Here is a 21,947-nt window from a genome sequence, read left to right on the forward strand (position 1 = left end):
GGACAACAGCATTCCACTCGGTCTGACCGATGCCTGCCGGCATCGGCCGCCGTTCCCTCCGTCTACGCGGGTATAAGCGCAACTTCACCTTCGGTTGCTGCGGTGGGATCAGCCACAGGCGTGGATGTTGCCCAGCGCAGAATCTCCAAATGTCCGCACCCATCTTCGACAAGGGCTGTGCAGCTTTCAACCCAGTCTCCGTCGTTAAGATACTGAATGGCGCCGATCTTGCGGATTTCGGCATGGTGGATATGGCCGCAGCAGACCCCGTCGACGCCTTTGGCCGCAGCGGCACGCGCCACGATTTCTTCGTAGCGGGAAACGTATTCGACAGCGTTCTTCACCACGCGCTTGAGGTGGGCTGACAGCGACCAGTACGGCAGTCCCGAACGCCGCCTGAAGTCGTGCAGCCGGTCGTTCAACGCCAGCGCGAGGGTGTAGGCGCGGTCGCCGATATGGGCGAGCCATTTGGCGTAGCCAATGACGGAATCGAACACGTCGCCGTGCAGCACCCACAGCTTCTTGCCGTCGGCGGTCTCGTGGATGGCCTCGGCCTTGATCTCGATACCGGCCAGGGTACGGCCGACATAGCTCCGGAGGAATTCGTCGTGGTTGCCGGGGATGTAGACCACGCGGGTGCCGGTGTCGGCTTTTTTGAGGATTTCGTGGACGACACGGGTCTGGTCCGCGGTCCAGTACCAGCGGCGCTTGAGCTGCCAGCCGTCGATGATGTCGCCGACCAGATAGAGGGTGTCGCAGGAGTTGACGGCCAGAAAGTCGGCCAGGAGCTCCGCTTTGCAGCCGCGGGTGCCGAGATGGACGTCGGAGAGAAAGATCGTGCGGTGTCGGCGCCCTATGGGGCCTGCCGAGTACCGGCCGGAGGCTCGGGGACGTCCCGCCTGCGGCAGTCGGAGGAACGCTAGTACATGCCAGTCGCGCACACCCATGGATCGTTTCCTTGCGAGTCGTTCGCTACGATTTGCGTACCCCCCGAACGCGAAGTTCTTTTTGCAGATGCACAACAGTGATGTGACTCAGCGGTCCCTGATTCCAGTCCGTATAATACCGGTTCGCAAATATCGCAGTGCACAACGGTACGGCGCACCCTGCACAAGAGTTGGGCAAATGTGAAAACATTGTGACGTTACAATAGGTTCAACATCCGAAGTTACGCCAATCAGGACCTCAAAAGACCCTTGCAGACAGGCAGGCAGAAGTGCATATTGTTGCAGCGCGGTAGTTCCTACCGCGGCCCTTCCTGGGCGTTTCCTCCCTGAACTTGGCCGCTCCTCCGGGAGCGGCCTTTTTTCTTTCCAGGCTGATGGTCGTCCGGCCAGGCGTCGCAAAAACTGCGATCGCCAGCTATTCCGCCGCCAGGCGGCGCGGACGCAATTGCGCGATGTCGAAGTTCAGTACCTGGCGCAGGGCGCCGGTGAGCCGTCCCTTGATCCCGGCAAAGCTCGCCGTCTTTTCGATCTGCTCTTCGTCGAGATAGAGCGCGCGGTTGAGTTCGATCTGCAGCGCATGCACACCGGTCTCGCGGCGGGCATAGAGGTGGGTGGTGAAGCCGCCTGCGTAGGGTGCATTGCGCGCGGTGGCGAACCCCTGGCTGGCAAAGGCCCGCTCGACATGGCGCGTCAGAGCCGCGGTGGCCGAAGTCCCGTGGCAATCGCCGAACACCAGTTCGGGTACCGCCGGCATCGATGGCATCGAATGGCAATCGATCACGACGGCACAGCCGAAGCGGGCGAGGGTTTGTTCGACGAGTGCAGCCAACGCTGTGTGATAGGGCCGGTAAAGGCGCTCCAGCCGCCATTCGGCCTCTTCGGTGGGAAGTCTGGCGCGATAGATTTCGACGCCGTCGCGAACGACCCGTGGAATTACGCCCAATCCGGCATGGACCCGCGGTCCCGGAGTTTCCATTGGGAGAGACAGGGGGCCCGCAAACATATCGGCATCAAGTTCGCCGGGGGCGCGGTTGGCATCGACATAGGCGCGCGGAAACCGGGCCGCGATCAACGGACAACCGAAACCTGCGACGCAGTCGAACAACTCGTCGACATAGGCATCTTCCGATCGGCGCAGCGCCAAAGCGGACAAGGAACTTCTTGCGATAAAGCTTTCGGGATAGGTCCGGCCGGAATGGGGGGACGCGAAAACGAACGGCAGCCGCTGCTCGTCCGGGCGGATGAGGCAGAAAGGGCCGGCTTCCAGCGCGGCAAGGACCGGGTCGGTTGTCATGTTCACGCCCTAGTGGACCATTAACCCGGTGGGGCAATCAAGCGCAGGCTTGCGCTGCCGGTCTCGGTTAAGTGCTATCAGGACAAATGCTTGCCCGGCGCGACGTTAACCGGCATTTACGGGCTCGCAGTTATAAGCTTTAGTTTGGTCGGGCGAGGCGGCGTATGGCGCACATCCTGTTGGTCGAAGACGACGAATCCTTGCGCAAGTTTCTGGCGCTGGCGTTGACGCGCGCCGGTCACGAAGTGGTCGATTACGGCGACGGCCACGAAGCGTGGGCCGTGCTGAAAGATGCCGACTTCGATCTGTTGCTGACCGACATCGTGATGCCCGGTATGGACGGCATCGAGTTGGCCAAGCGCGCTGCGGAAAAAGACGCGGCGATGAAGATCATGTTCATCACCGGCTTCGCCGCGGTGGCTCTGCATCCCGCTTCTAATGCGCCCAAGCAAGCCAAGGTTCTGTCGAAGCCCTTCCACCTGCGAGAGATCGTGGCGGAAGTCGAGCGTATGATGGCGGCCTAACCCCGCCAGCAGCACACCCGCGAAATTACATTACCGGTCGAACGCGAAGAAGGCTCGCCTTTGACGCGAACCTGCCGCAATCGCTCCGCAATGGAGCCGCGAACAACGCTCAGCCTTTTTCCTGTTCCGGCGAGAGAAACTCGCCTTTTGCGAGACTCCCGCAGGGACCATCAGAGAGCCCGCACGGCTCTTCATGATTGGGGGAGGCAAGCATGCAACACACGACACACGCCGCAACGGCTCAGGGGCGTTTCACCAAACGCGCCACGGGCTTTCTGTTGGCCGGCCTGCTGCAGGTCGGTTTCGTCTGGGCTCTCGTGGTTGGCTTGGACATCAAGGATTTGGTCAAACCGTTCACGCCGGCGATTGAGACCTTCTTCCCGAAAACCAAAATCAAGCCGGCGGATCCGCCGCCGAGCGATCCAACCGTTCGGTTGAAGGATATTGTGGTGCCGCCGCCGGATGTGGTGATTGATGGTCCGCCTCGGACAACGGCGCCGAACGGCATCTTCGCCGATATCCATCCCGGTGGAACGGCCGGTCCTGCCGACCATGGCCCGGTCAGCTTGGCCGCCACCCACACCATTCCGCCGTACCCACCGCTGGATGTCCGGTTGGGCAACCAGGGAACCGTGGTGCTCCGACTGTTGGTCGGAACGGATGGACGGGTTCTGGATGCCAAGGTGGTCCGCACCAGCGGTTCCGAGAGCCTGGACCGGGCAGCTCAGGGCTGGGTGATGGCTCATTGGCGCTACCAGCCCGCGATCCGGGGCGGGGTGGCCGTCCAGGGTGCTGTCGATGTCGCGGTAAAGTTCGATCTTCGTAACGCCGGCTGACTTGCGTTTCCCGCCGGGCGGAGGCTATACACCCAGCCCCGTCTGGCGGGCGGTTAGCTCAGCGGGAGAGCACTACCTTGACATGGTAGGGGCCATAGGTTCGATCCCTATACCGCCCACCACCCCTTTTTAGGGGTGGCCCTCCGGGCATAATTATCAGTCCATACCTAAGCCACTTTGGCAGCCCACACACCGATGCGCGGCTTGGCAGCGCCATAAAAATACCTAAAAATAAGATTTTTTTCCTTCGTCTGGTTGGAGTGCTCGCTTCTAGCGACTCAATTGCATCTTTGCGCGACAGTTTATCTAGCGTTTTCCTTGCGCATTGATCCGTAATACAAGTGCCGCGGTTTTCTGCGACATAGGCCATGTCTGGTCGCAAATTTATTGCTGCCCCGCTGCGAGCAAGTATAGCTTCTGAGCCCTCGCTCATTGCCTCACGGGCCGAAGTTTGCTCCGGGCGCTGCGGGGTTGGGGAGAGATGGGGTGACCGAAGTTTTGCGGGGCTGGGAACCACGCGTTGAGGCAGGCGCGAGTCCTGTCGAATATACCGTCACCGGCTTCTCATCGCCGGCTTCAAAGCATCACCAGCAGATGGGGCATGATGCGGGCGAGCGGTCCACTTGGTCCCGCAGCTATGTCGCCGCGCGCGATTTGCAGTCACCGCTGCAGATGTTCTCCGACATTTTGTTTGTGCTTGCATGGAGCTTTATGGCGGGATTGCCGTTCGCGGCCGCCAAGGGAGATTTGCTGTTCGGCGCCGTCACCCACCTGTGGAACGGTCTGGTGATTGCTGTCGTCGCGCTGGTGCTTGAACGCGCTTTAGGGAGCACGGCCCCGACCGGCGTTACGACGTGCACCTCGCGTGTTCGTCAAGCGTTCAAAGTCTGGACCTGCGCGCTGGCCGGGTTCCTGTTCTGCGAGTTTGCGCTCAAGGCCAGTGCTGAGGTGTCGCGCCTTTATCTGGTTTGCTTCTATGCGCCGGGGCTGATCGCCTTCGGCCTATGGCGGGCGCTGGGGGCGTCCCAGATCGCTCGTCTCAACAAAATGATGGGCGCGACCAACGGCACGCTGGTTGTCGTGGGTGACCGGACCTACGCCACCGTGCGCGCCTTCCTTTATGAAATCGCCATGGGTCGAAGCAGCGTTGTCATGGTTCCGTTCAAGGCCGCCGTAACCGACGCGGAATGGCAGAAGGAGCACCAGCGGGTCGCGAACGACCTTTTCCGGGTCGTCCATAGTGCGAACGACCCTGCGGTTTATCTCTGTTCCTCGGGATTGCCGTTGCCACGGCTGGAAGCGCTCTGTCGCGATCTTTCTTCGGTACCGGTCGGCAGCTATGTCGTACCGGATCCGGCGATTGCCGGGTTTGCCAGCAGTAGCGCATCGGTCATCGGTACCCGCGTTGCCTTCGAACTGCGCCGCCCGCCACTCAGCGATGCCCAGCGTCTGGCCAAGCGCGGGGTCGATTTGGCGTTGGGAGCCATAGCTCTTGTGCTGCTGGCGCCGGTAATGGTCGTTGCCGCGATCGCGCTGAAGCTTGATTCCGCCGGTCCGATCTTTTTCCGCCAGATGCGCTCGGGCCAATCCGGGCGTCCGTTCCGCATTTTCAAATTCCGCACCATGAATGTGCTCGAAGACGGACCCGAGATCCGGCAGGCCGAGCGTGATGATCCCCGTGTGACGCGCGTCGGCCGTTTCCTGCGCGCGAGTTCGATCGACGAACTGCCGCAGCTCTTCAACGTTCTGCGCGGCGAAATGAGTCTCGTCGGGCCGCGCCCGCATGCCGTTGCCCATGACGAGCGTTATGCCAAGCTGATCGCCAACTATGAGTTACGCCAGCAGGTCAAACCCGGTATTACCGGGTGGGCCCAGATTCACGGTCTTCGCGGCGAGACCGCGCATGTCGAAGACATGAAACAGCGCGTTTCGTTCGATATCTGGTATGCCCTGAACGCCTCCTTGCTGCTGGATTTCGAGATCATGGCGCGGACCGTTTTCGAAGTGTGCCACTGGCGCAAGGCTTATTGAGGTCGCCAATGGTTGAGGCATTGCGGCGGCGGGGCTTGTTCGAGCGCTATTCGATTGAAGGGGTGTGCGGCATTGGCGCAGGCGCGGCCCGCAATGCTGGCGCCGGCGAATGAGTAGCTGCTGGCGGGAAGATAAGGCATAACGGGTGGAGGGCTCCACCCGTGTGGCGGTAGCGTGCATGGGGCAACTCGCGAGAATATGGGATTGGGCGGCATGAGACAGGCTTTGATGCGGATATTGCCGGCAGCGGCGCTTGCAATGTTCGCGGTCATATCGGGGGCAGTGGCGCAGGACATCTCACCTGATCTGGTGCAATCAGTCCTCAAGAATGCCTCTCCCGAACAGCGTGAGGAATTGAAGAAGCGCGGCTTCAACACGCCGGGCGCATCCCAGACACAGGGGCCGGTGGTGCTGGAACCTGCCGAACCGGCGCGCAAGGCGGGCACGACGGAACGCTCGCTGCTCGAGAAGGTGCTGTCGGAGCGCTCCGGCCATGCTTTGCGCCAGTTCGGTTACGACCAAGTGGGCGTCGGAGCCTCCGTTACCGTGCCCCAAACCGGCGCGGTGCAGGACGAGTATGTTCTGGGCCCCGGCGACAAGATCGACGTTACCCTGCGCGGTCAGGAGAACAGCCAATACAGCCTGACGGTCGACCGCGGCGGCTCGCTGGCGTTACCCAAGACCGGGCCGGTGATGGCGGCGGGCAAGACCCTGGCGCAGTTCCGCAAGGATCTGAGTTCTGCGGTGCAGCGCGCCTATGTTTCGACCCAGACCTATGTTTCCGTCAGTGAATTGCGCCAAGTGACGGTCATGGTGGCTGGCGAAGTCGCCAATCCCGGCATGCGGCTTCTGACCGGCCTGTCCAATCCGCTCGATGCCGTTCTTTTGTCGGGCGGCGTCAAAAAGAGCGGCTCCTTGCGTGCCATCAAGCTGGTGCGGCAGGGCAAGACCATCACGGTGGACCTCTACGGTGTGCTGACCCGCCAGGCGGGCGCGCCGCTCGTGAACCTCCAAGACGGGGACCGCATCCTGGTTCCGCCCATCGGTGCGACTGTGGCTGTGGCGGGCTACATCCGCCGTCCGGCGATTTACGAACTTCCCGCCGGGCGCGAGGCGATGAGCGCGCGCGAACTGACCGCGCTCGGCAGTGGCAATGTACTGCGGGGCTCGACCACGGCATCCGTTCTGCGCATCCTGCCCGATGGAAAGGCACGTTTCGTCGATGTCTCCGGGCAGCCGGGCGCATCGGTGCGGGATGGGGAAGTCCTGATCGTCAAGGCTGCGGTCGCCGTTTCGACCGGACGAGTACGGCTGGTCGGGGCGGTGCGCACGCCGGGCGATTTTGCCGTCGACAAATACCGCACCCTGCATTCCATTCTGTCGTCGAGCGAGACGCTGACGCCCGGAGCGTATGTGCTGTTCGGGTTCATTGATCGCATCGATCCGCATACCCTTCAGCACGAAGCCGTTCCGTTCTCTCCGTTGCATGTGACGGAGGGCCGTGACGATGTGGCACTGGCCTCAGAAGACACCGTCTACGTGCTGACGAGAGAAGCAATGCTGGATGTCCTGCATGGCGGCGAGCCGCAGCCCAAGGAACCAGCGGGTGCGAAAACGACCATTTTTGGCGAAGTTCCGCGTCCTGCGGATGCTCGCACGCCGGATCCTCGCGCGCCCGAAGCCCGTGGACAGAATTCTCGTACGTCAGAGCCTCGGAAGACAGATGTGCGCTCTGCGGACGCCCGCACATCGGATTCGCGAGCATCGGATGCCAATGCACCGTCGGACGAGCGTTCCTCGAATTCACGGGCGTCGGAGTCCCGGCGCTCGGAATCTCGTGCCAGGGAAATCGGCGCGGCGGGCGGCGAGTTCGATGCTATCGCATCGGACGAAGCCAAGCCGGCGGAGACCAAGACGCAAGCCGAGGTACAACTCGAGGCTGCCAACGACGCGCTGGACGGAATTGGAGCGAAGACGCGCGAGTTGTTTGGGCCCAAGCTTAGCGATTATCCGGTCGGTTTAGGTGGCGCGCTGCAAAAGCCCGGCACCTATCTGATCGCCCCTGGAACGTCTCTGGCCGAAGCCCTGAAGGTTCTTGGTGGTCTCTCCGATGACGTCGATCTCACCAGCTTCGAGATGACCTCGATCATCATCGACAACCATACCGGCATCTCGCGGACCGACCGCCGATCCATTCCGGCGACACCCGACAAGCTCGCGTCGATCCTCTTGATGCCTTACGACCAGATCGATTTCGGGCGCGTTTATTCTGACCGTGACTCCGGCGGGGTCACCATCGAAGGACAGGTGCGCAGGCCGGGCCAATATCCGATTCTCCGCAGCGAGCGGCTGTCGTCCGTGCTGCGGCGGGCCGGAGGGCTCACCGAAGTTGCCTATCCGTATGGCACCGTGTTCCTGCGCCAATCCGTTGCCGAGCAACAGTCCCAGCAACTCAAAAAGACCGCTTCCGACATTCGCAGCCAGCTGTTTGCGCTTCTGATGCGGCCGTCGTCGGCCGGATCGCCGACACCTTCGGCCGAAACTGTGGTGGCACTGCAGAACATGCTGACGGATGTGGAAAACCAGCCCGCGCTCGGACGCATCGCGATTCTCGGCGATCCCGACAAATTCGCTCGCGACCCACAGAACGATCCGGTGCTGCAGACCGGTGACCGGATTTTCATCCCCAAGCAGCCCACCTCGGTCTCGGTTATGGGCGAGGTGATGAATCCGGGGGCGTTCCCGCAGGATCCCAATCTCACAATCGACGACTACATCGAGCAGGCTGGCGGCTTTACGCAGTTTGCTGATGAAGGTCGGGTTATCGTCGTGCTGCCCGATGGGCGAGCTAGGGTCGAAGGGAGTACGTGGCTCTCCTTCGGTGGGCGCGGTGAACTGCCGCCAGGTTCGATGGTGGTGGTGTCGCGCGATGTCTCCGGCGTTTCGTTCCGGCAGTGGCTGATCGATTCGACACAGATATTTACTCAGCTGGCAACCACGGCCGCAGCGCTCGCCGTGCTTTCCACCAACATGAAGTGATGCCGTGACCACTCCTTTGCGTATCGCTGCTTTTGGGTTTCGCAGTCTGCCGCCGCGGGCGGGTGCGGCTGGCGCCGACAAGTTCGCTCTCGAAATGTTCACGCGCTTGGCGGCCGCGGGCCATCACGTTGTTGCCTACAGCCGAGTCTATCCGGACCAGGCGGACGAGGTCCCGCACGATTTTCACGGCGTGAGGGTCATTCCATTCCGAACGGTCGGCGGCAAGGGTTTCGATACGCTCTTGCATTCGGCGCGAGCGACCTGGGACATCATCCGTCACAACCGTGCCGACATTGTGCATATCCAGAACGGCGGGAATTCCATTTTCGCTATTCCGCTGCGGCTTGCGGGCAAGCGGACGTTTCTCAGCCAGGACGGCGTCGATTGGGAGCGCGCCAAATGGCCGTGGTATGCCAAGCTCTATCTATGGCTATCGCAGTTTGTCACCGCTCACGTTCACACCGGTGTCATCTTCGACAATGTTTTTGCGCAGGACGCCTTCGAAAAGAAATTCCGCCGCCACTACACGTTCATCCCGTTCGGCGCCGACGTTCACTATGACAGAAGCGGTGAAGCAGTCCTCGACGAGCTCAGACTCGAAAAGGACGGATATTTCCTGTTCGTCGGCCGGTTCATTCGCGACAAGGGCCTGCAATATCTCATTCCCGCATTTCAGAAGCTGAAAACGGACAAGAAGCTGGTTCTGGTTGGCGGTAGCCCCAATCCGTCGCCCTTCGAAGCAGAGATGCGAGCTGCGGCCGCTAATGACAAGCGGATTGTGTTCCCCGGCTATGTCTACGGTGCGCGTACCCACGCGTTGATGAAACATGCCTACGCCTATATCCAGCCTTCCGATGTCGAAGGTCTGTCCCCCGTTATTCTCGAAGCCGCCTATCTCGGTGCGCCCATCATCTGCAGCGATATCGTTCAAAACAAATATGCGATGGGGGAAGCCGCTCGCTATTTCCGCGCGTCGGACACGGACGATCTCGCGAAGGTTCTTGACGAAGCCGTGAGAGAGACGGCGGACCTCAAGGCTCTCGCAGTCAAGGGGCAGTCCGAGGTGGAGCGACGGTTCAGTTGGAACAACCTTGTTGCAGCGCATGTGCGTGTGTTCCGTGGCGCACCGGCGAGCGCGACGATTGAGACCACGCCGGCTTGAGAACCCTTCTCTCCATCAACAAATTTCATTTCCGCAAGGGCGGGGCGGATGTGCTCTACCTTGAGCATGCCGAGCTGTTCGCGCGAGCCGGCTGGCAGACCAGATTTTTTTCCACGCGTCAGCCCGAAAACCTGCCTTGTGCGGACGCAGGCTTCTTCGCGGATGGCATCGATTTCGGCCATGGACGTCCGACTATCGGTCAGGCGCTATCGGTGGTGTGGTCGCGCGGTGCTCGCAATCGTCTCCGGAGTCTGCTGGATAAAGCCCCGGTCGATATCGCTCACGTGCACAACATCTATCATCATTTGTCGCCATCGGTTCTGGTCGAGTTGAAGGCGCGCGGCATTCCGGTGGTACTGACGGCACACGATCTGAAGCTGATTTGTCCCAATTACCGTATGCTTGATCGCGACGGCATTTGCGAGCGCTGCAAGGGCGGACGCCTGTGGAATCCCATTTTGCGCCGATGCCACCAGAATTCATTGGCTGCGAGCACGCTGATTGCGGTGGAATCGGCTCTGCATCAGTCGTTGGGTCTCTATCGCCGCTTTGTCGACCGGGTCGTGACACCAAGCCGGTTTTATCGCGACAAGCTGATCGAATGGGGATGGCCGGCTGAAAAGCTGGTGCATGTGCCCAATTTCGTACTGCAGCGTACGGCCGTGCCACAGGCGCCTGGACCGACCCTGCTCTACTTCGGGCGCCTTGCGCCGGAGAAAGGCGTTGCGACGCTGGTTCGAGCAGCAGCAATGGCCGGTGTGCCGGTAGAAATCTGTGGCGACGGTCCGCTCGACGGCGAACTGAAGACGTTGGCGGCTTCGCTCGCGGCGCCGGTGACATTTCATGGTCCCTGCGATAGCCAGGAAATATCCCGCCGGATCGCAGCCGCTCGTGCCGCCATCCTGCCGTCGGAGTGGTACGAAAACGGGCCTTTGGCCGCGATTGAGGCGTTCGAAGCCGGTCGTCCGCTGATCGGTGCCCGTATTGGCGGCATCACCGAACTTGTGGTCGAAGGCGTTACCGGATGGAGCTTTGAATCGGGCAGCGTGACCGATCTCGCACGAGCCCTACGTCTTGCTCATGACGCATCGGATGCGGATTTGAAGCGCATGGCGGATACATGTCGTGCGCGCTTTGCGGCGGAGCACTCCGAAAGTGTCTATCGCAGCCGCATTGCGGCGATTTATGACGCATTACTCGCATGAAGCAGATCGCCATCCTTTACGACTCTGTACCCGAGGGCAACCCGCTCACGGCAGCGCTCGGTCGAGCCAGTGGAGCCGCGGTGGAAGCCTTTGGCATGTGGTTTCCCGCCCGCCGCACCGCGTTCTGGCGCTACTGTGTGCAGACGCCGCTGATGGCGCTGTTTCCGCTCGGCATGCTGAGCCGGCTGTCGCGGTTCGATGCGGTTTACTGCTGGCAGCAGAATTTCGGCATTGTGCTCGGATTTGTGATCCGCCTGTTCCGTCTCAAGGTCGGGACCGATCTGCATGTGTTGACGTTCATCGCCGCCGGCAGCCGCCGTCGACGGCCGCTCAGAGGCCTAATCAGTTATGCCCTGGGCTGCACCGCAATCAAAACGGTGGTGTGTTATAGCGAAGCCGAACTGAAGCTGTACCGCGAAACCTTTCCGGCCGTCGCCGACAAGTTCCGCGTTACGGTGCTGGTGGAGGAAACTCCGCACGACGGTATCGAGATGGAAGATCGGGGCTACTTTCTGGCGGCCGGTCGCGAGAACCGCGATTACGATTTTCTCGTGTCCTATTTCGAGCAGCGTCCCGACGAACGTCTTGTCGTCGTTTGCGATACGGTTGCCTCATCGATGGCGCCCAATATCGACATTCGTGCCGCGACCTACGGCAGGGACTATGTCGATCTTGTCGCCAAGTGCCACGCCGTCGTGTTTGCCTTCCGGGATCCCGCGATCAGTTCGGGACAACTCGTCTTTCAGTTGGCGCTGGCGCTCGGCAAGCCGGTGATCGCCACGGCATCTGGATGCCTTGAGGGATACCTCGTTCCGGGTGAGAACGGGCTTGAGATTTCTAAAGATGTCACGGCCCTCGATGCCGCGATCGCCGTCCTGAGGGATCCGACTGCTTGGCGCCGGATCGCCGCGGCCGCTATGGCCGATCACGCCGCTCGTTTTACCATGGACAGTTTCGCCGAACGGATTATCGCTATCACCGCCCGAGAAGAGGTTGGTTGACCATGTCGCTCGAAAATTTCCTGAAGGAACGGTTGGCTCTGCCGGTTGTCCTGGCCAAAGCCCGGAATGGCTGGCCCCTTCTTGTCGTGCTCGTCATCCTGTTCGTGTTGGCGGCGACGCTGATGATGGCCTTCAGCCGGCCCACTTATCTTGCGACGGCCGTGATCGGCCCGCCGGGTCAGAAGCTCGATGCCACCGATCTGTCTGGTGCATCCGGCGCGGCCGCCAGCCTGGCTTCTCGTCTGGGGTTGAAACGTTCGCTCGGTGGAGCCGATACCACCTACGACAAGTACATGAGTGTCCTGACGTCCAACCGCCTGGCTGTCGGACTGACCCGCGATACCGATGTTATGCAGAGGGTGTTCCGGGAGCGGTGGGATCCCGAAGCGCGGGAATGGAGAAAGATCGGCGGTCCAGTCTTCGAAGCCAAAAAGGCGCTGAAGCAACTGTTGCACTATCCCGTCAAGACGGCACCCGATGCCGACGATCTCAGCAAGTATCTGGCGACCAAACTCACCATCGATGCTCCGCTTTCCTCGCAATTCGCGACCATCTCCATTACCGGTCAAACCCCGGAGGGAGCCGAGGCCGTTCTGGCGGCAATTCTGAAGGAGGCCGACAATCTGATCCGCGAGGAGCGTCGTCGCGATGTCGCCGCGCGCATCGCCTATCTCGAAGCCGCGCTGCCGAAAATCGACGCCGCAGACCAGCGCACGTCGCTCACTGCCGTACTATCGGAGCAGCAACAATCGATGATGGAAATCGCTGCGGATCAACGCTACGCCTATTCGCTGGTCGATCCGCCGCACGCCAAGCCGATACCGATTGCTCCCAGCCCCAAGTCAAATTACGTGCTGGCGGTGCTGCTTGCGCTGGTATGCTGGGCGGGAATCATTGTGTTCGTTCCTGAAGGCGCGCCATGGTTCAGACTGGTGCAGCGCGCCCGATGACCACGCTTCCTATCTGTCCAGCCTGCGGGGCGCGGGCGTCTCGTGTCGTTCGCGACGGCTGTCACTATGCCAGTTCGGCAGGAAGCTGGGATTACGCATTGGTACAATGCGCCGCGTGCGGGCTCGGGTTCGTCGATCCGTTGCCTTCACTCGATATCGTGCACAGCTTCTATTCCGCAGAATATGGAAGCTACACCGATGGTGCGGCGGAAGGTGCGATCACCGCCTCGAAACGGTTCGTCGGCTCATGGCGCATGGGGCTAGTCAATAAGTCGGGGCTCACCGTGGCGCTGAAGGCGGCGGTTGCGGCGGGAATCGAGGCTCTCGCAGGCCGGGTCACGCCGGCAACACTTGGCGTACCGCTGCAGTTGCCCAAGACGGCAGCTCTTATGGATCTTGGCTACGGCAATGGCGAGTGGCTGATGTCCATGCATCGTCTCGGCTGGCGCAATCTCCATGGTTTCGATATCGCCGAGAACGCCAACAACGCAGCGCGACTTATAGAAGCCGGAATATCGCTCAGTTCCGGCGAATTTCTCGCCAACGATTATCCGGAGGCGTATTTCGATTGCATTCGCCTCAGCCATGTCCTCGAACATCTCACCGATCCGTTGGCGATGCTCAACAAGTGCCGCTTAATGCTGAAGCCCGGCGGATTCATTGCGCTGTCGCAGCCTTGCTTCCGCTCCTGGCTCACGCAGGTTGCCTTCGATGACACGCTTCTGGTGCAGTTGCCGCTGCATCTGTTTCACTACACCCCGCGCGCCATGACATTGATGCTGGAGAAGGCGGGTTTCGTGCACGTCGCTGCCAAGAGCTACGGCACCGTCATCATGCTCGAAGACACGGTCAGCCGCGTGCGGGCGCGGCACGGGCAGGGGCCACTGCCGCACCGCGTGTTTACGCTGGCGGCTCCGCTCTATGGCGCGTTCTGCAGCCTGACGGGCCATGGCGATTTTCTCTCGGCCTACGGCGTGCGACCATGAGCACCGTTCTCGCCGACTTCTGGTACGGCTGTGTGCTGAAGACCAAAGTCGACATGCTGGACGATCTCGTCGCGACAAGGCCGGTGTTGCGCTTGCTCTGCCGCATTCCTCCAATGCGCGCCGTGGTTCTGCTTGTGCTCGCGCGGGGCTACGATGCCGTCATTCCGAACTGGTACACTTATGGACGGCTTTTCACCGTTCTGTCGGCGTTGTTCGGGCGCCGCAATGTCGTGCTGTTCGAGGTTATCGATTTCGGGGTCCGGCGCGGACGGATCGCGGAGATGCTTGCGCGCCGGCTTCTAGGCCCCTGCCTTCGCCGGGTTGTCCTCGGCATTCAAGTTATGTCGCGGTTCGAATGCGGGTTGTTGTCCGAGCGTTACGGCCTGCCTCTCGACCGGCTCCATTTTGTCCGGTTTCCACTGATTTGGGAAAGGCGGGAGTCGTTGCCGTATCGCGATCCGGCCGAGCCGATCGTGTTCTCCGCCGGGCGGGGCGGCTGCGACTGGCCGACATTGTTCGCCGCCGCAAAAAGGAGCCGCTGGAAACTCGTGGTCGTCTGCGCACGATCGGATTTCTCTTATGTCGAGCGGCTCAACGCAGGTGTCGGTGCGGAAATCCATTCCGACCTGCAGCGGCAAGACTACGATGCCTTGATGGCGCGGGCTGCGGTTTTTGTGGCGTGTCTTCGGGAGGAGCGCAAAAGCTCCGGTCATATTCGCTTCGGCCATGCCATAGAGGCTATGGTACCGACCGTTATCAGCGCGACGGCTTGCATGACCGACTATCTCACTGACGGCGTGACCGGTGCCGCAGTGCCGCCCGGCGACAAGGATGCGCTCGCCTCACGCATCGACGGCCTGTTGGCGGATGCGACCGAACGGCGGAATCTGGCCGAGTCGGCATTCGACCATTTCAAAGCGTACAACAAAGAGGAGTATTTTGCGGCTCTCAATGGCGTTCTCCAGACCTGCTTGAGCGCGCGATGAGCGACTTGGCGCAGAACGGTCATGGTTCCACGGCGAAATTCGCTTTCGTCGGAATCGTGGCTGCACTGGCGTTGCTTGGCCTTGCCTTGGCGGGTGGAGAGGCACTTTTGACGACGCTCGCGGTGACCGCCGTCGTGGCTGCCGTGGTCTTGATAGCGGTGCCGCAGGAGAAACTCCTCTATTTTACGTTTACGGTCACGATTTTGATCGCCGGGACCGCACACTATTATTTCGGCATTCTCTATCTCTACTGGTTGTCCTATGCGTTGGGCGCTGGCGTCTTCTTGCGCTTTCTAGTTACCGATGTGCCGGCCGGGCGGACGGCGCGCCCCAACCAGACCGTACCACTCGTAATTCTCGGCATCTTCCAGGCGCTCGTGCTCGTCACGACGTTGGCTTCGCCAACCTCTCCGATGCAAATCCTGCTCGGTCTCAAGGTCTATTTGCCGATGTGGCTGGTCGCCGTTGTTCTGGCGTTCCGCCCGATGACGGAGTGCTTCGTTGAACGCCTCGAGAAAGGCGCCTTGCTGTTTGCCGCGGCGCAGGCGCCGTTTGTGCTTCATCAGCATTTCACCGGTCCCGATGCCGATGCGGTGGTCGGAACGTTCGGTAATTTCTGCAACGCATCGTTGATGCTCGTTTGCATTACGGCAATCCTAACGGCAATCGAACTTCATCAATCCGGCAGGATGACGACAAAGGCGGCGGCTGCGCATATCGGGCTGGCGTTCATGATGCTCCTGGCGGGCGAGGTGAAGGCCGTGCTCTTCCTTCTGCCACTGGCCCTGGCCGTGCAACAGGCTCGGTGGCTGTGGCGCAATCCGCGCAAGGCGTTGATGGCGGTACCGCTCGTGCTTGTTGCGATGGGTGCGGTCGTATTCGTCTATGACCAGCTCTACTGGTCTGGGCATGGCCCTCAGTCTCTGGAAGAAAAATCCATTGGCGAGACGTTTGACTGGACGTGGGTCAATCCCGAAACCGGCGATATGGGGCGGGTGACTTCGCTGGCCGTCTGGGTGATTGACCGGCAAACCGATCTTCTACACCGCTTCATTGGTTATGGCGCTGGTGCAACGCGGCTCGACAGTTCCGCTGCACCAGGCATTATCGGCGCGCGCTTTGCCCCGGCCGCCGTGGGTGTGACGACAGCTTCCCAATTGCTGTGGGAGACCGGTATCGCCGGCCTCGTGTTGCACTCGGCGATTATCCTGTCCGGTGTGCTGATAGCTATTCGGCTGGGACGGCGGGCAAAAGACGAGAAGGCCAAGGGGCGAATGATGACCGTCGCGGCATTGTTGGCGGTGCTGTTCGCCTATCAATTCTACAAGAACTATGAGACGAGCCGCGCCGCCGATCAGCTCATCCTGGCAACCTTGATCGGCGTCGTTGCCGCCGCCCGGCGTGACGGCAGCTTCACGCCAGCGAGCGAATAGCCGTGGAACCGCGCGATCAAACTCATCTGACCAGCCGCGCAGTGCTCAGCCATATCGGCTGGTCGGCACTCCGGAGCTGGGGTGAGCGTTTTACGACACTGGCGGTCTTCATCATCCTGACGCGATTGTTGGCGCCGGACCAGATCGGCGCGCTCGCGTTTCTGATGGCGATCATCGGCGTCTTCCAGGTGGCGGCTGACGGCGCGCTGAGCGAGTGGCTGGTCCGCTGCGCCGATTCCACTCGTCTGCAGCAGGTGACGATTTTTACCCTGCAAGGGCTGATTGGGATCGGACTGGCGTTGGCCATTGCAATCAGCGGGTTATGGTGGGCCCCCGCGGCCATCGGACGTACTGATGCTGCCACTATCAATGCGGTGCTAACGCTCGCCATTCCGCTTGGCGCATTGACCAAGGTACCAGAGGCGATCCTGCGCCGCCGTTTTGGTTTTAAACAACTTGCGTATCGTTCCTTTGCAGTATTCGCGGTCGGTGGTGCGGTTGGCATCGGCTGTGCGCTCGCGGGTCTCGGAATCTGGAGTCTCGTCATCAAGCAGGTGTTGGAGACTGCGGGTGCGCTATTCTTCACTCTTCTGGCGGCACGCTGGCGACCGGGAATCGGATTTGCCTTCGGCCGCATCAAGGAGGCAATACGCTATGCCCTTGCCGTGTTCGGAAGCTGGATCTTCGAAGCGGTTAGTTTGCGGGCGGATTCGTTGATCGTCGGTGCCGTTCTTGGCACTTCGGCGCTTGGGTTCTATTCGATTGCTCTGCGGATTTTTCAAGTGATGATCGAGCTGTTCATCGCGGTAATCAGCCGGGTTTCGATTTCTCACTTCGCCGAGTTGGCCCGTCGCAGCTCGGACGAGCTTTCCGCTTTCTATGTCAGAATGTACGAGGGCTCGACACGCCTTTTCGCTCCTATGATTGCCGTGTTTGCTGCTGTCGCCCCGCTGATCGTCCCGCTGGTGTTCGGTGCCAAGTGGGCGGCAGCGGCGGCACCTTTGCAGGCTTTGTGTTTTATTCCTCTTTGCACGACAGCCGTTTGTCTCGCCTATCCGACGGTCTTGGCCACCGGAAAGCCCGAGTACGCCATGCATCTCAACATCGTCGCTGCAATTGTTACGGTTGTCGGGGCGACCGTTGGTGCGGCATTCGGGCTGACCGGGGCGGCAATTGGCGTGGCATCGCGGATGCTAGTGGTGACACCCATGGCGTTCTTCTTGGTTTCCCGCGTGGCTAAGGTATCGGTGCGCCAGCATGTGCTGTCTGCCGGACCCGCGGTACTCGAAGCTGGCGCCGGACTGGCGGTGGCGCTGGTCATCGGTGTTGTCGTGGCATCTTGGCCGCCTTTGATGCGTTTGATGGTGGAAGGCATCGGTGGTCTTGCCGCCGCCTATGGTGTCCTGTGGCTGGTACTCGGTGCCGCGGCGCGCGCGCATATGATAGGAACGATACGGCGCCTTGCCGGTGGTGGAGCCTGACATGCTTCCGGAAATTCATGCTCTGTGGATCGGTCCGCATTTGCCGGCGCGCGCCGCCGGATGTCTCAGATCGTTCGCGCGGCTAGGGCACAAAGTGGTGTTGCATACCTATGCCGAACTCGCTGGCGTGCCGGCGGGCGTCGAAACCGCCGACGCAAATCTGGTGCTTACTGCCGATAAGATTTTTCGCCATACCGGCAACGGGCAGGTTGCGATCTTTGCCGACTGGTTTCGTTACAAGTTGCTATCGCGCCACCGCTGCCTCTGGGTGGATTGCGATGTCTACGCCGTGCGGCCGATCGATTTCGATAGCGACACAATCTTCGGTCGCGAAGACGACGAGGTTATCAACATAGCAGTGCTGATGCTGCCGTCCGAAAGCCCGGTTCTCGCAGGGTTGCTGGCGCTGTTTGAAGGCAAACCCCGGAGACCGGGTAGCCTGAATGCCGGTGCGTGGCTGCGCACGCGGATCAAAGCGATGCTGTACGGCGTTCCTTGGGTTGCGACGGCACCATGGGGCATCACCGGTCCCTATGAACTGGCGAGGTTGCTGAAGGTGCATGGCCTTGCGGCACAAGCCCAGCCACCGGAGGTGTTCTATCCCGTGCCGTGGTCGTGTCTCGACCTGCTGGAAAAAGCGCAAGTGAATATCGCCGCGCATGTCGGGCCGGAGACGCGCGCGATCCATCTATGGAACGAAATGACTCGCGGCCGCGGCAATCCTGAACCGGGGAGCCTTTTGGCGCGCGTCGATGCGGAGGGGCTTGGCGGCCCGCCGGCGCTCTTGGTTTAGGTCTTCCCGCACAGCCGTCTTAACTGGATCGCCAGATCGTGCGCCAGACTGGCGTAATTGCGCCGGTCGAGGACATAGCGCCGGCCTGCCGCGCGCATGGATGCGAGCAGGGCTGCATCGTCGAGCAACTGCGCGATCGCTCCGGCATAACCCTCGACCGTCAGCGGCACGCATAATCCGGCGCCGCTCTCGTTCAGCACCGCTTCGTGGTCGGGCTGGGTGTTGGCCACGACCGCTTTTCCCAATGCCAGATATTCGACCAGCTTGGTCGGTGTACCGACCGAGAAAACCGGGTCGTTAGGCATGGCGCAAAGGGCAATTTCGACGTCCGCCATCCGCGCGATTGCTGCTTCAGGGGAGACCCAGCCGGTGATGATGACGGCCCCATCGAGTCTCAAGGCTGCGATCAATTCCCGTAGCCACGGTCGTTCGGCGGTTTCGGTCGAGTCGCCGACGATCTTCAGAACGACATTGCGCCCATCGGAACGAAGTTTGGCGAGGGCCCGAACCAGTACTTCGACCTGGCGCATGCGATCGAATACGCCCAGATAGCCGATAACGCGCGTCTGACCGGGCGTCGCCTTAGAAAGGTCGGCGAAGCGTTCGGGGTCGACGCACATCGGCACCGCGGTCATGACGGCCCTCGGAACACCCTGCGCGGCGATATCCTCCAGCATTTTGTCGGACTGAACGAAAACCGCGTCGGCGTGCGGCAGCACGAGGCGGTAGGTGAGCCATGCGCCGAACCGGCCACGCAGGACGTGAACGAGGCGGGCGATGCCGTGCCGGCCCGTGGCCGCGGCGTTCGACCATTCGGCATAAGGAAATGACATCCAGACGAAGAACGGCTTGCCGGCCAGCCGTGCCCGTATCTGGGCCAGAGGGGCGAACAACATCTTATCGCGCACCAGAACGGCATCGTATCGCCGCCATGATCGCGCCAACGCCTTCACGTCGGCCCAAAAGGCGGCAAAATGGGTCGCGATACCGCTCGGCGAGCGCGGTGTCCGGAAAAGCTGCCCCGCAGGCCAGTCGTAGGTCTTGCCTGCTTCGCCCCCTCGGGCGACGAGATCGGAGCCGATGCCTTCACGCGCGAGGTATTTGCCGAACAGGCAAGTGACGTCCGGGCGATGGGTCGGAAACTCGTCGGAAATGAAATACAGGAGTGTGAGGCGGTCCATGCGATCGAACCTGGCAAAACCTTGCGACGGTATTCCAACTGACTTGACGTGGAAGGATACTGTATCGTCCCTTCGATACTTAAGTCCAATATTGAGCGCCCGAAATCTCCGAGGCTTCTTGTCCATGTCCAGTCCCGGCCATTTGGCAGATACGATGGATCCTTGCCCCGGATGTGGCGGTACGACCATCGCCGTTCGGCTTCCGCTTTACGACGAACATGGGCGCACGCTTCCGGGTGAAGCGCTGGTTTGTGACGGCTGCGGTATCGCCCGCACGCGCTACACGGTCGATATTCGATCGCTGGAACGGGAATATGCCAACACGTATTATTCCTACTCGATGGAAGGTTACGATCCTTCGCGTCTGCGCCTGAAGCGGGCCTTTCATAGCTACATTCCCCTGACGATCCGCCGCACGATCGCGCGACGCTGGCTTACCATGCTGCCTCCGCGCCGTACCGGTGTCGTCCTCGATGTCGGCTGCGGCGCCGGCGCCTCGCTTGATATTTGGAAAAGTCTCGGTTGGAACACCTACGGCCTCGAAATCGACCAAGGCGCCATTGACGCCTGCCGGACCAAAGGTCATGCCGTATACCGGGCCGGGTCTCCTGAAGGACAGTTCTCCGAGGCGATGTTCGACTGGATCACGATGGATAACGTCCTCGAGCACCTCGATGATCCGCGCGCGACCTTGCGGGCATTGCGGCCGTTGCTGAAGCCCGACGGTGTCTTGACCATCTGCGTACCGAACTTCGGTGCCCGCGATGCGGCTCTGCTCGCACCTTACTGGGCCGCGCTCGATTTCCCGCATCACCGGTTTCATTTCACGACCAAAGGCCTTCGCCCCCTCTTGGAGGCCTGCGGCTTTGCCATCACCGATCTAGCCTACCAACCGCGTTTTGTCGCCAAGAGCCTGCTGGTCCATGCAGGACGCCGGGAAAGCGGGCCTGAGTTCGAGGGATTGGCGCGGCGAGTGAAGCGATTGCACTTCCGCAAGCTGGCCGCCTTGGCGCTGGCGCCAAAAATCTCCGAAGAGGACGGCTTTTTCATCACTCTCGACGTCAGAAGGACGGCGGCCGGATGATCTGCGCTAGTTTTTTCCGCTCTGCGCGGCGTAACGCTGCGCCAGTACGGCGCAAACCATCAGCTGCATTTGATGAAATAGCATCAGCGGCAGGATCATCGGGCCGAGTAAGGCGGGTGGGAATAGCACGCCCGCCATGGGCACACCGGAGGCCAGACTCTTTTTCGAACCGCAGAAAACAACCACTGTTTCATCGGCAGTGGACAGTCCCGCCCGGCGTGCCGCAAAGGTCGTGAATGCCAATGCCGCCGCAAGGATCACTGCGTTGAGCACAAGCGTGAGTGCGAGATCGGAAATGCTGTAACGCGTCCACAGACCTTCGATAACAGCGGCGCTGAAGGCGGTATAGACGACAAGAAGAATTGTTCCGCGGTCGACCTTGCCGATTACCGCCTTATGGCGCGCAATGAAGGCGGCCGTGAGTGGTCGCGACAGATGTCCGACGACAAACGGCAAAAGAAGCTGCAACACGATTGCGCCCAGGGACGATAGTGAAAATCCTCCCGCCGGTCCGCGCAAGAGCAGGACGCCGACAGCGACCGGGGTCAGGAAAATTCCCAGGACATTGGAGGCGGAGGCGCTGCACACCGCTGCCGGGACGTTGCCGCGCGCGATGGACGTGAAGGCAATTGAGGATTGGACCGTCGAGGGCAACAGGCAAAGAAACAAGAGGCCATCGGCAATGACGGGATTGAGCCAGCCATGGCCGGCTACTCGGAGGGCCACGCCAACCGCGGGGAAGAACAAGAAGGTCGTGCCCAAGGCGAGGAGATGGATGCGCCAAGCCCCGATCCCACTCAGAATTGCCGCTCGCGACAGTCGAGCGCCGTGCAGGAAAAATAGCAATGCGATGCCGCCATCGGTCACCCCTGCCATAATCGTAGCGAATCGCCCTTGGCACGGCAGCACGCTTGCCAACACCACAGTGGCGAGCAGACCGGTCAGGAAAGGATCAAGTCGCGGAAATCTCATTGCTACCGGTTTCTAGGGGGATCTCGGAGGCTTGGCAAATCA

At 61.1% G+C, this 21,947-nt stretch carries 18 protein-coding genes and 1 tRNA gene; 15 read left to right on the forward strand and 4 right to left on the reverse strand.

Going from position 1 to position 21,947, the window contains the following annotated elements; translation table 11 throughout:
* Positions 1–62: 62 nt before the first annotated feature.
* Together FHS84_RS15975 and FHS84_RS15980 are read right to left on the reverse strand one after the other, a co-directional pair.
* A complete protein-coding gene (locus FHS84_RS15975) occupies positions 63–947 on the reverse strand; it encodes a UDP-2,3-diacylglucosamine diphosphatase (RefSeq protein ID WP_166936147.1) in 885 nt (294 codons plus the stop codon).
* A 415-nt stretch (positions 948–1,362) separates the two neighbouring features.
* Positions 1,363–2,241, reverse strand: coding sequence for an N-formylglutamate amidohydrolase (locus FHS84_RS15980; protein ID WP_166936150.1), 879 nt, complete (start codon positions 2,239–2,241; stop codon positions 1,363–1,365).
* 164 nt (positions 2,242–2,405) lie between these two features.
* Between FHS84_RS15980 and cpdR the strand changes: the two genes are divergently transcribed.
* The 14 genes from cpdR (at position 2,406) to FHS84_RS16050 (ending at position 18,668) form a co-directional block, all read left to right on the forward strand.
* Positions 2,406–2,765: a cell cycle two-component system response regulator CpdR gene (gene cpdR, locus FHS84_RS15985; protein ID WP_166936152.1), complete on the forward strand. Its 360-nt coding sequence runs from the start codon at positions 2,406–2,408 to the stop codon at positions 2,763–2,765.
* 212 nt (positions 2,766–2,977) lie between these two features.
* Positions 2,978–3,601 carry an energy transducer TonB gene (locus FHS84_RS15990; protein ID WP_166936154.1) on the forward strand — a complete coding sequence of 208 codons (624 nt, stop codon included), beginning with the start codon at positions 2,978–2,980 and terminating at the stop codon, positions 3,599–3,601.
* Between the two features lie 47 nt (positions 3,602–3,648).
* Positions 3,649–3,723: transfer RNA gene (locus tag FHS84_RS15995), tRNA-Val, on the forward strand.
* Between the two features lie 364 nt (positions 3,724–4,087).
* Positions 4,088–5,632, forward strand: coding sequence for an exopolysaccharide biosynthesis polyprenyl glycosylphosphotransferase (locus FHS84_RS16000; RefSeq protein ID WP_166936156.1), 1,545 nt, complete (start codon positions 4,088–4,090; stop codon positions 5,630–5,632).
* 213 nt (positions 5,633–5,845) lie between these two features.
* Entirely contained in the window at positions 5,846–8,671 is a 2,826-nt protein-coding gene (locus FHS84_RS16005; RefSeq protein WP_166936158.1) for an SLBB domain-containing protein, read from the forward strand.
* A 4-nt stretch (positions 8,672–8,675) separates the two neighbouring features.
* Positions 8,676–9,833 (forward strand): glycosyltransferase family 4 protein, encoded by a 1,158-nt coding sequence (locus tag FHS84_RS16010; RefSeq protein ID WP_341801839.1) that lies wholly within the window; start codon positions 8,676–8,678, stop codon positions 9,831–9,833.
* Entirely contained in the window at positions 9,830–11,038 is a 1,209-nt protein-coding gene (locus FHS84_RS16015; protein ID WP_166936162.1) for a glycosyltransferase, read from the forward strand. Before FHS84_RS16010 ends, FHS84_RS16015 begins: the two co-directional genes overlap by 4 nt.
* A complete protein-coding gene (locus tag FHS84_RS16020; RefSeq protein WP_166936164.1) occupies positions 11,035–12,039 on the forward strand; it encodes a glycosyltransferase family protein in 1,005 nt (334 codons plus the stop codon). The genes FHS84_RS16015 and FHS84_RS16020 overlap by 4 nt, the downstream gene beginning before the upstream one ends.
* A complete protein-coding gene (locus FHS84_RS16025) occupies positions 11,931–12,989 on the forward strand; it encodes a hypothetical protein (protein ID WP_166936166.1) in 1,059 nt (352 codons plus the stop codon). Before FHS84_RS16020 ends, FHS84_RS16025 begins: the two co-directional genes overlap by 109 nt.
* A complete protein-coding gene (locus FHS84_RS16030) occupies positions 12,986–13,975 on the forward strand; it encodes a class I SAM-dependent methyltransferase (protein ID WP_166936168.1) in 990 nt (329 codons plus the stop codon). The genes FHS84_RS16025 and FHS84_RS16030 overlap by 4 nt, the downstream gene beginning before the upstream one ends.
* Positions 13,972–14,961, forward strand: a complete 990-nt coding sequence (locus tag FHS84_RS16035; protein WP_166936170.1) for a glycosyltransferase — start codon at positions 13,972–13,974, stop codon at positions 14,959–14,961. The genes FHS84_RS16030 and FHS84_RS16035 overlap by 4 nt, the downstream gene beginning before the upstream one ends.
* Entirely contained in the window at positions 14,958–16,394 is a 1,437-nt protein-coding gene (locus FHS84_RS16040) for a hypothetical protein (protein ID WP_166936172.1), read from the forward strand. Before FHS84_RS16035 ends, FHS84_RS16040 begins: the two co-directional genes overlap by 4 nt.
* Before the next feature lie 2 nt (positions 16,395–16,396).
* On the forward strand, positions 16,397–17,875 hold the full coding sequence (locus FHS84_RS16045) for an oligosaccharide flippase family protein (protein ID WP_166936174.1): 1,479 nt from the start codon (positions 16,397–16,399) through the stop codon (positions 17,873–17,875).
* Positions 17,856–18,668: a galactosyltransferase Lgt5 gene (locus FHS84_RS16050; protein ID WP_166936176.1), complete on the forward strand. Its 813-nt coding sequence runs from the start codon at positions 17,856–17,858 to the stop codon at positions 18,666–18,668. Before FHS84_RS16045 ends, FHS84_RS16050 begins: the two co-directional genes overlap by 20 nt.
* Here FHS84_RS16050 and FHS84_RS16055 read toward each other — a convergent pair.
* On the reverse strand, positions 18,665–19,849 hold the full coding sequence (locus FHS84_RS16055; protein WP_166936178.1) for a glycosyltransferase: 1,185 nt from the start codon (positions 19,847–19,849) through the stop codon (positions 18,665–18,667). The genes FHS84_RS16050 and FHS84_RS16055 overlap by 4 nt on opposite strands.
* A 154-nt stretch (positions 19,850–20,003) precedes the next feature.
* On the opposite strand from FHS84_RS16055, the gene FHS84_RS16060 reads away from it, so the two are divergent.
* Positions 20,004–20,933, forward strand: coding sequence for a class I SAM-dependent methyltransferase (locus FHS84_RS16060; RefSeq protein ID WP_166936180.1), 930 nt, complete (start codon positions 20,004–20,006; stop codon positions 20,931–20,933).
* A 6-nt stretch (positions 20,934–20,939) separates the two neighbouring features.
* On the opposite strand, the gene FHS84_RS16065 is transcribed toward FHS84_RS16060, so the two are convergent.
* Positions 20,940–21,905 (reverse strand): bile acid:sodium symporter family protein, encoded by a 966-nt coding sequence (locus tag FHS84_RS16065; RefSeq protein WP_166936182.1) that lies wholly within the window; start codon positions 21,903–21,905, stop codon positions 20,940–20,942.
* Positions 21,906–21,947 lie beyond the last annotated feature (42 nt).

The sequence above is a fragment of the Rhizomicrobium electricum genome, assembly GCF_011762045.1.
GTDB lineage: Bacteria > Pseudomonadota > Alphaproteobacteria > Micropepsales > Micropepsaceae > Rhizomicrobium > Rhizomicrobium electricum.

Excerpts from the sequence above, each read along its gene's own strand:
- FHS84_RS15975 (WP_166936147.1), bottom strand. The coding sequence starts at position 947 with ATGGGTGTGCGCGACTGGCATGTACTAGCGTTCCTCCGACTGCCGCAG.
- FHS84_RS16005 (WP_166936158.1), top strand. The coding sequence starts at position 5,846 with ATGAGACAGGCTTTGATGCGGATATTGCCGGCAGCGGCGCTTGCAATG.
- FHS84_RS16055 (WP_166936178.1), bottom strand. The coding sequence starts at position 19,849 with ATGGACCGCCTCACACTCCTGTATTTCATTTCCGACGAGTTTCCGACC.
- FHS84_RS16040 (WP_166936172.1), top strand. The coding sequence starts at position 14,958 with ATGAGCGACTTGGCGCAGAACGGTCATGGTTCCACGGCGAAATTCGCT.
- FHS84_RS16030 (WP_166936168.1), top strand. The coding sequence starts at position 12,986 with ATGACCACGCTTCCTATCTGTCCAGCCTGCGGGGCGCGGGCGTCTCGT.
- FHS84_RS16020 (WP_166936164.1), top strand. The coding sequence starts at position 11,035 with ATGAAGCAGATCGCCATCCTTTACGACTCTGTACCCGAGGGCAACCCG.
- FHS84_RS16060 (WP_166936180.1), top strand. The coding sequence starts at position 20,004 with ATGGATCCTTGCCCCGGATGTGGCGGTACGACCATCGCCGTTCGGCTT.
- cpdR (WP_166936152.1), top strand. The coding sequence starts at position 2,406 with ATGGCGCACATCCTGTTGGTCGAAGACGACGAATCCTTGCGCAAGTTT.
- FHS84_RS16035 (WP_166936170.1), top strand. The coding sequence starts at position 13,972 with ATGAGCACCGTTCTCGCCGACTTCTGGTACGGCTGTGTGCTGAAGACC.
- FHS84_RS15990 (WP_166936154.1), top strand. The coding sequence starts at position 2,978 with ATGCAACACACGACACACGCCGCAACGGCTCAGGGGCGTTTCACCAAA.
- FHS84_RS16065 (WP_166936182.1), bottom strand. The coding sequence starts at position 21,905 with ATGAGATTTCCGCGACTTGATCCTTTCCTGACCGGTCTGCTCGCCACT.
- FHS84_RS15980 (WP_166936150.1), bottom strand. The coding sequence starts at position 2,241 with ATGACAACCGACCCGGTCCTTGCCGCGCTGGAAGCCGGCCCTTTCTGC.